The following is a 5,998-nucleotide window of genomic DNA, read 5'->3' as shown; positions in this document are numbered from 1 at the left end:
CCATGCAACTGAACAGCGCGCGTCAGGCGTGGCACGACTGCCTGTACACCGCCTGGGACAGCCAGGGCTCCTTTATCGAGCAACTCGGGCTGCTGGGCACCATGGTCCAGACCACCGAGAAGCAGCGCAAGGCGAGTCATGCCGTGCATCAGGCCCTGGCCGGCGGCGTGCAGGCAGCCATCGACCGGCTGACCACGCACGTGAAGGCCTTCGGGCATTACATGTACGCCCCGCGGCTGGACGCTGACACCCAAGAGATCGCCGAGGAATCGATTTTCATCATGGTGATGCAGCGCTCCCCCCGCATGACCGCCGCCAAGCGCGAGAAACTCGAGTACGTGGTGAAGGGTGTCATGACTCGGTATCGGTACATGCATCAGGGCGGCCAGTCGGCCAACGAGGACCCTCTGGCGTCGCCTGAGGCGTTTCGGGCGTGGCTGGATGCCCACTATGGGGTCAGGCTCGAATCGACGAACTGGGAGCGTGATTGGGCCGGCCCAGTGCGCCTGGCGTTCGACTGCTGCGAGGACCTGGACAAGGAGGCATTGAGCCCCGTGGCAGCCGCGATTTACGAAATGCGTAGGGCCGCTTGAGGGCCTATTGCGTTCCCGTGCGGCTGGTGGCATGATTTCGCCATCCTGATAATTTTGCCTTCGGCAAATACCCAAATTAACCCGGCCATCGCGCCGGGTTTTTTCGTTCATGCACAGCGAGAGGTCGAGCATGGAGTTCTTCCACCGACTGCTCGAGAAGTTCGACTGGATGATTGCGGGCCTATTGGGGGCCTTGGTCGCGACCCGTTGGCACAAGGACGACCTGACCGACCGAAAGGCCTGGCTGCTCTTCCTGTTCACCGGCATGGCCTGCGCCCACTACCTCACAGGAATGGTCAGCAATTACTTCGGTATCACCGAGCCCCGCAGCGTTGCGGGCGTGGGTTTTCTTCTCGGCACCTTCGGCGGCTCTCTCATTGCCGCCATCAACCGAGCGATCAAAGCCGCCGATCTATGGTCTGTCATCAGGTCCAAGTTCGGAGGGCCTAGCTCATGACATACGAATACATCAACGCCATCGCGGCCGGCGCCATCGCCATCTGGGCAACCTGGTGCGTGCTGAGTGGAAAGGTGCGCGACGGGGTGATCGGCAAGGTGCTGTACGCGGTCATCGCCATCAGCGGCTACGCCATCCTGGCCCGGTCCGAGCGTATGTTCTTCACCGCCAACACGGCGTGGGCCACGCTGATGGTATCCCTCGCTCTGGCTGGGATGCGGCACATGTTCATGCTCACCTACTGGCCACGGGTTAAGCGCTGGATCTGCCGGCACTTGGACTGCGATCGCTGCAAGCCGGTTGAGTGATCGGCGCCACAAAATCGAGTTGCGCCGTTTCGTGGCGCGACAATCTGAGGATCACCCATGGAAAACCAGCACAAGAAGATCACCGGCTACCGCGACCTATCCCAAAGCGAGATCGACGGCATGAACTCGATCAAGGCCCTGGAGGCCGACGCCGGCGAACTGTTCAAGCAGATTGGCCAGATCGAGGGAGTGGACCAGCGCACCCTGGCCCTTGCCAAGACCAACCTGCAGCAGGGCTTCATGTGGTTTGTGCGATCGATCGCCAAGCCAGCTGATCCGTTCGCCTGAGGCTAGCCATGACCACCATCGCCTACAAGGACGGCGTAATCGCCTACGACTCCCGACAGACCCGCAGCGGCTCCATCGTTTCCGATGACTGCCAAAAGCTCACCGTCGTGGATGGCGTCAGCTTCTTCCTGTCCGGTGCCGTGTGCGACGAGAAGGCCCTGATTGCGGCCTACTTCGGTACGCCATCACCGGTTCCTGTCGAGTGCTCGGGCTACGTGGTTGATGGCGGCAGGCTGCAGATGGTCGGCCATGACGACAAGACTGGAGTCTGGAAGCAGGATCTTGATCTGGCCAACCCCGATGCCATCGGCAGCGGCTATGCCTATGCCCTTGCAGCAATGGACATGGGCGCAAGCGCTGAAGAGGCCGTGCGCGCAGCTATGAAGCGTGACGTCTACACCGGCGGCAAGGTTCGCACAGTTCGAATCGCCCGCGACCAGTAAGGAATCCACATGAGTGCCAAGCAACCCGACTGGGAGGCGATCGAGCGAGCCTACCGGGCCGGCGTGCTTTCCGTGCGAGAGATCGCAGCAGCCCATGAGGTATCCCATACCGCCATCAACAAGCGCGCCAAGCGTGAAGGCTGGGATCGAGACCTCAAGGCGAAGATCAAGGCTAAAGCCGATGCGCTGGTTTCCAAGCGCGAGGTTTCCACAGAGGTTTCCAGCAAACAGGCGGAAACCGAAAGAGAGATCATTGAGCTCAACGCCGAGGTTATCGCCAACATCCGGATGGCTCACCGGGGTGACATATCCCGTAGTCGCAGGCTGACCAACAAGCTGCTGGATGAACTCGAAGGGCTGACGGACAACCGCCACCTGTTCGAAGAGCTTGGAGAGCTGATGCGTGAACCTGACGACAATGGCTTCGACAAGCGCAATGACCTCTACAACAAGGTGATCGGTCTGCCTGGTCGAACCAAGACCATGAAGGAACTGGCCGAGACGCTGAAGACGCTTGTTGCCCTGGAGCGCCAGGCCTATGACCTCGATGTCAAGCAAGGCGGCAGCGAGGAAGAGACTCTATCCAAGCTGATGGATGAACTATCGAAGGATGCCTGATCATGAAGCCCGAGCACATGAAACTGCTCCGGGATCGGTTCTGGCGGCTGAACAACCTGTACTTCATCACCGACAAGCAGGGCAAGAAGGTCCGCTTCCGCATGACGCAGGAGCAGATCGACTACTTCCAGGGGATGCACACCCGCAACATCATCCTCAAGGCCCGGCAGCTGGGGTTCACCACGCTGGTCTGCATCGTCCAGCTGGATGCCGCGCTGTTTGAGGCTGCCAAGTGCGCCCTGATCGCTCACACGCTGAACGATGCCAAGCGCCTGTTCCGGGAGAAGATCAAGTACGCCTACGGCCACCTGCCTAAGGAGATCAGGGCAGCCAACCCGGCGCGAAACGACGCTGCGGGCGAGCTGGTGTTCAGCAAGGGCGGGTCACTGTACGTATCCACCTCCTTCCGGGGCGGAACGCTGCGCTACCTGCACGTTTCCGAGTTCGGGAAGATCTGCGCCAAGTTCCCGCATAAGGCTCGGGAGATCGTCACCGGTGCATTCGAAGCGGTGGCTGCCGAGTGCTTCGTCACCATTGAATCAACTGCCGAGGGCAGGGCCGGCTACTTCTTCGACTACAGCCAGTCTGCCGAGAAGCAGCAACTGGCCGGCGTGCCTCTTGGTCTGCTCGACTGGAAGTTCTTCTTCTTCAGCTGGTGGCGCAATCCGCTGTACTGGCTGGACCCGACTGGCGTGGTCATCCCTGACCGCCTGACCAAGTATTTCGACGACCTGACCGCCAAGCACGGCATCGTCACCAATCCAGGCCAGCGCGCCTGGTACACGGCCAAGGAAAAGACCCTCGGCGACGACATGAAGCGCGAGTACCCGTCGATCCCTGCCGAGGCATTCCAGCAGACGATCGAGGGTGCCTATTACGCCAAGCAGTTCACCAAGCTCTACGCCACCCAACGCATCGGCAAGCTGCCTGACAACAGCCACCTGCCGGTGCACACCTTTTGGGACATCGGCGTGGGCGACTCGACCGCCATCTGGTTCGTGCGGATCGTCGGCGAGGAATTCCACGTCATCGACTTCTACCAGAACAGCGGCGAGGGCCTGCGGCACTACATGAAGGTGCTCAAGGATCGCGGATACACCTACGGCGAGCACTGGGGCCCTCACGACATCGACAACCGGGAATTTGGTAGCGATGGCAAGACTCGACGTGAAATCGCGCGAGAGGGCTACGAGATCGACGGACAGCGCTATTCGCTCACCTTCCAGGTGGTGCCGAAGCTGAGCATCGACGAGGGCATAGAGCAGGCGCGGGAGATTCTTCCCCGCTGCGCCTTCGACGAAGCCAAGTGCGAGGAGGGCATCACTGCTCTGGAGAGCTACCGCAAGGAGTGGGACGACAAGCGCGGCTGCTGGAAAGACAAGCCGCTCCACGACTGGTCATCCCACCCATCCGATGCCTTCCGCTACTTCGCCGTAGCCAAAACCAAGCGCTCCAGGGTGGAGCACATACCTGTCACATTCACGTTCTGAGGCCAGCATGCCGAATTACAGCGCAACCCGGAAGGAGTACACCGCTGCTCTGCCGGGCTGGAATCTGGTCAAGCGATGCGTGGCCGGAGCCCGGGAGATCCGGAAGTACGACGAATACCTGCCGATGCCAGACCCGACGAACCAGTCGGAGGAGAATCTGGAGCGGTACCGCCAGCTGAAGAAGCGGGCCATGTTCCTCAACGTGACCGGGCGCACGCGCACCGGGCTGCTGGGAGCAGTGTTCCGCAAGACGGCTGAGGTTGAGCTGCCATCAGGCGTCCAGTATCTGCTGGAGAACGCCAGCGGCGACGGTGCCAGCCTGGAGCAGCTGTCCAAGGAAGCGGTTGGCGAGTGCCTGGATACAGGCCGGGGCGGCTTCCTGACCGACTATCCGAAGCTGGAAGGCGAGCCCGGGCGACCGCGCACCGCCGCCGAATCAGCCGGTAAGCAGGCCTGGATTCACCACTACCCGGCGCTGAGCATCATCAACTGGCGCGAGAAGGTCATCGAAGGCCGCAAGCACCTGGTGCTGGTGGTTCTGCACGAGCAGATCAGCAAGGAAAGCGGCGACGGCTTCGAGTTCGAAATCGTCGACCAGTACCGCGCCCTGGTGCTGGAGGATGGCGTCTACAAGCAGCGCCTGTACCGCGATGACATCCCTGATGGTGAGGAGAGCATCCCCACCGACCAGGCCGGCAAGCAGTTCGATCACATCCCGTTCCACTTCTACGGCTCGGAGAACAATGACGCTGCCGTGGACAAGGGGCCGCTGGAAGACATCGCCGACGTCAACATCCTGCACTACGGCAACAGCGCCACGGTGGAGGAGGCCGGGTTTATCAGCTCGCAGCCCACGCTGTTCATGACCAGCAGCATCACCGCCGAGGATTTCGCCAAGTTCAACCCGAACGGAGTGCACATTGGCTCGCGCCGCGGGATCATGCTCGGTAATCAGGGCAGCGCGACCATGCTGCAGGCCAAGGAAACCCAGTTGGCTCTGGAGCTGATGCGCGACAAGCAGGATCAGATGCTGATGATCGGCGCCCGCATCGTCCAGAAGGGCGGCGGCGCCGAGACGGCAGAGGCCGTGCGGATCCGCTACAGCTCAGACAACAGCGTGCTGGGCACCATCGCCGGCAACGTGTCCGAAGCGCTGAAACTGGCCATTCTGGACGCGGAGCGCTTCATGATCGGCCAGCCTGACATGACCGGGACGGTGTTCTGGCTCAATCAGGAGTTCTTCGACGAGGCCATGGATGCGCAGATGATCATGGCTCAGGTCCAGCTGTGGCAGCAGGGCATCATCGCGAAGAAGGACCTCCGTACCAACCTGCGCCAGGCCGGCACCATCGAGTCTGATCGCACGGACGACGACATCGACGAAGACATCGAGGCCCAGCCGCCAGTGGCCGGCAGCGACACGGGCGGCCAGCCACCAGGTGACGTAAATGAGCAGTGAAGGCTACTTGGCTGACGCAGCCACCCGCCACCAGGTCTACGTCCAGCGGTACGCCGCCGGCAACCTGAAGCGGGTGGCCAAGTTCATCACCAAGGCCATCAACACCGCCAAGGCGGTGGTACGAGGCGGACTGAGCGCCTACGGCACGCGAAGGTACACGGGCGAGATCGACGCATTGCAGCGTGACCTGCAGGGCATCTACAGCGACCTCAAAGGCCAGTCCATGCTGGATCTGGGAGAGTTCGCTGGATATGAGGCATCGTTCAGCGCTCGCATGCTGGGGCAGGTGGTCACCGCCGTGGTCCAGACCCAAGTGCCGGCCGCCGATCTGGTTGCCGCTGC

General features: G+C 61.6%; 8 protein-coding genes and 1 pseudogene. All 9 read left to right on the top strand.

Annotated features, from left to right (window positions below; all coding sequences use genetic code 11):
* Window positions 1-2: 2 nt before the first annotated feature.
* Window positions 3-593, top strand: a complete 591-nt coding sequence (locus L6D64_RS27860) for a hypothetical protein (protein ID WP_176510160.1) — start codon at window positions 3-5, stop codon at window positions 591-593.
* Window positions 594-723: 130 nt separating this feature from the next.
* Complete coding sequence (locus L6D64_RS27855) at window positions 724-1,050, top strand: hypothetical protein (RefSeq protein WP_026034491.1); 327 nt, start codon at window positions 724-726, stop codon at window positions 1,048-1,050.
* Window positions 1,047-1,358, top strand: coding sequence for a hypothetical protein (locus L6D64_RS27850; protein ID WP_176510159.1), 312 nt, complete (start codon window positions 1,047-1,049; stop codon window positions 1,356-1,358). The genes L6D64_RS27855 and L6D64_RS27850 overlap by 4 nt, the downstream gene beginning before the upstream one ends.
* 57 nt (window positions 1,359-1,415) lie before the next feature.
* A complete protein-coding gene (locus L6D64_RS27845) occupies window positions 1,416-1,646 on the top strand; it encodes an Acb2/Tad1 domain-containing protein (protein ID WP_176510158.1) in 231 nt (76 codons plus the stop codon).
* 8 nt (window positions 1,647-1,654) lie between these two features.
* The gene (locus L6D64_RS27840; protein ID WP_176510157.1) at window positions 1,655-2,089 is read left to right on the top strand and encodes an Ntn hydrolase family protein; all 435 of its coding nucleotides are present in this window, start codon (window positions 1,655-1,657) and stop codon (window positions 2,087-2,089) included.
* Window positions 2,090-2,098: 9 nt separating this feature from the next.
* Window positions 2,099-2,707 carry a hypothetical protein gene (locus L6D64_RS27835; RefSeq protein ID WP_176510156.1) on the top strand — a complete coding sequence of 203 codons (609 nt, stop codon included), beginning with the start codon at window positions 2,099-2,101 and terminating at the stop codon, window positions 2,705-2,707.
* Between the two features lie 2 nt (window positions 2,708-2,709).
* Window positions 2,710-4,197, top strand: a complete 1,488-nt coding sequence (locus tag L6D64_RS27830; RefSeq protein ID WP_176510155.1) for a terminase large subunit — start codon at window positions 2,710-2,712, stop codon at window positions 4,195-4,197.
* Window positions 4,198-4,204: 7 nt separating this feature from the next.
* Window positions 4,205-5,656, top strand: a complete 1,452-nt coding sequence (locus L6D64_RS27825) for a DUF4055 domain-containing protein (protein WP_176510154.1) — start codon at window positions 4,205-4,207, stop codon at window positions 5,654-5,656.
* Window positions 5,646-5,998 (top strand): annotated as a pseudogene (locus tag L6D64_RS27820) (phage head morphogenesis protein); the annotation flags it as partial. The gene L6D64_RS27825 and the pseudogene L6D64_RS27820, both read left to right, overlap by 11 nt.

It is taken from the genome of Pseudomonas urethralis (assembly GCF_021602465.1).
In the GTDB taxonomy this organism is placed as follows: Bacteria; Pseudomonadota; Gammaproteobacteria; order Pseudomonadales; family Pseudomonadaceae; genus Aquipseudomonas; species Aquipseudomonas vlassakiae.
The sequence above is the reverse complement of the archived record's forward strand: the minus strand, read 5'-3'. Positions and strand labels throughout refer to the sequence as shown.

Coding starts and splice junctions, on each gene's coding strand:
- L6D64_RS27860 (WP_176510160.1), top strand. CDS start 3: ATGCAACTGAACAGCGCGCGTCAGGCGTGGCACGACTGCCTGTACACC.
- L6D64_RS27855 (WP_026034491.1), top strand. CDS start 724: ATGGAGTTCTTCCACCGACTGCTCGAGAAGTTCGACTGGATGATTGCG.
- L6D64_RS27850 (WP_176510159.1), top strand. CDS start 1,047: ATGACATACGAATACATCAACGCCATCGCGGCCGGCGCCATCGCCATC.
- L6D64_RS27845 (WP_176510158.1), top strand. CDS start 1,416: ATGGAAAACCAGCACAAGAAGATCACCGGCTACCGCGACCTATCCCAA.
- L6D64_RS27840 (WP_176510157.1), top strand. CDS start 1,655: ATGACCACCATCGCCTACAAGGACGGCGTAATCGCCTACGACTCCCGA.
- L6D64_RS27835 (WP_176510156.1), top strand. CDS start 2,099: ATGAGTGCCAAGCAACCCGACTGGGAGGCGATCGAGCGAGCCTACCGG.
- L6D64_RS27830 (WP_176510155.1), top strand. CDS start 2,710: ATGAAGCCCGAGCACATGAAACTGCTCCGGGATCGGTTCTGGCGGCTG.
- L6D64_RS27825 (WP_176510154.1), top strand. CDS start 4,205: ATGCCGAATTACAGCGCAACCCGGAAGGAGTACACCGCTGCTCTGCCG.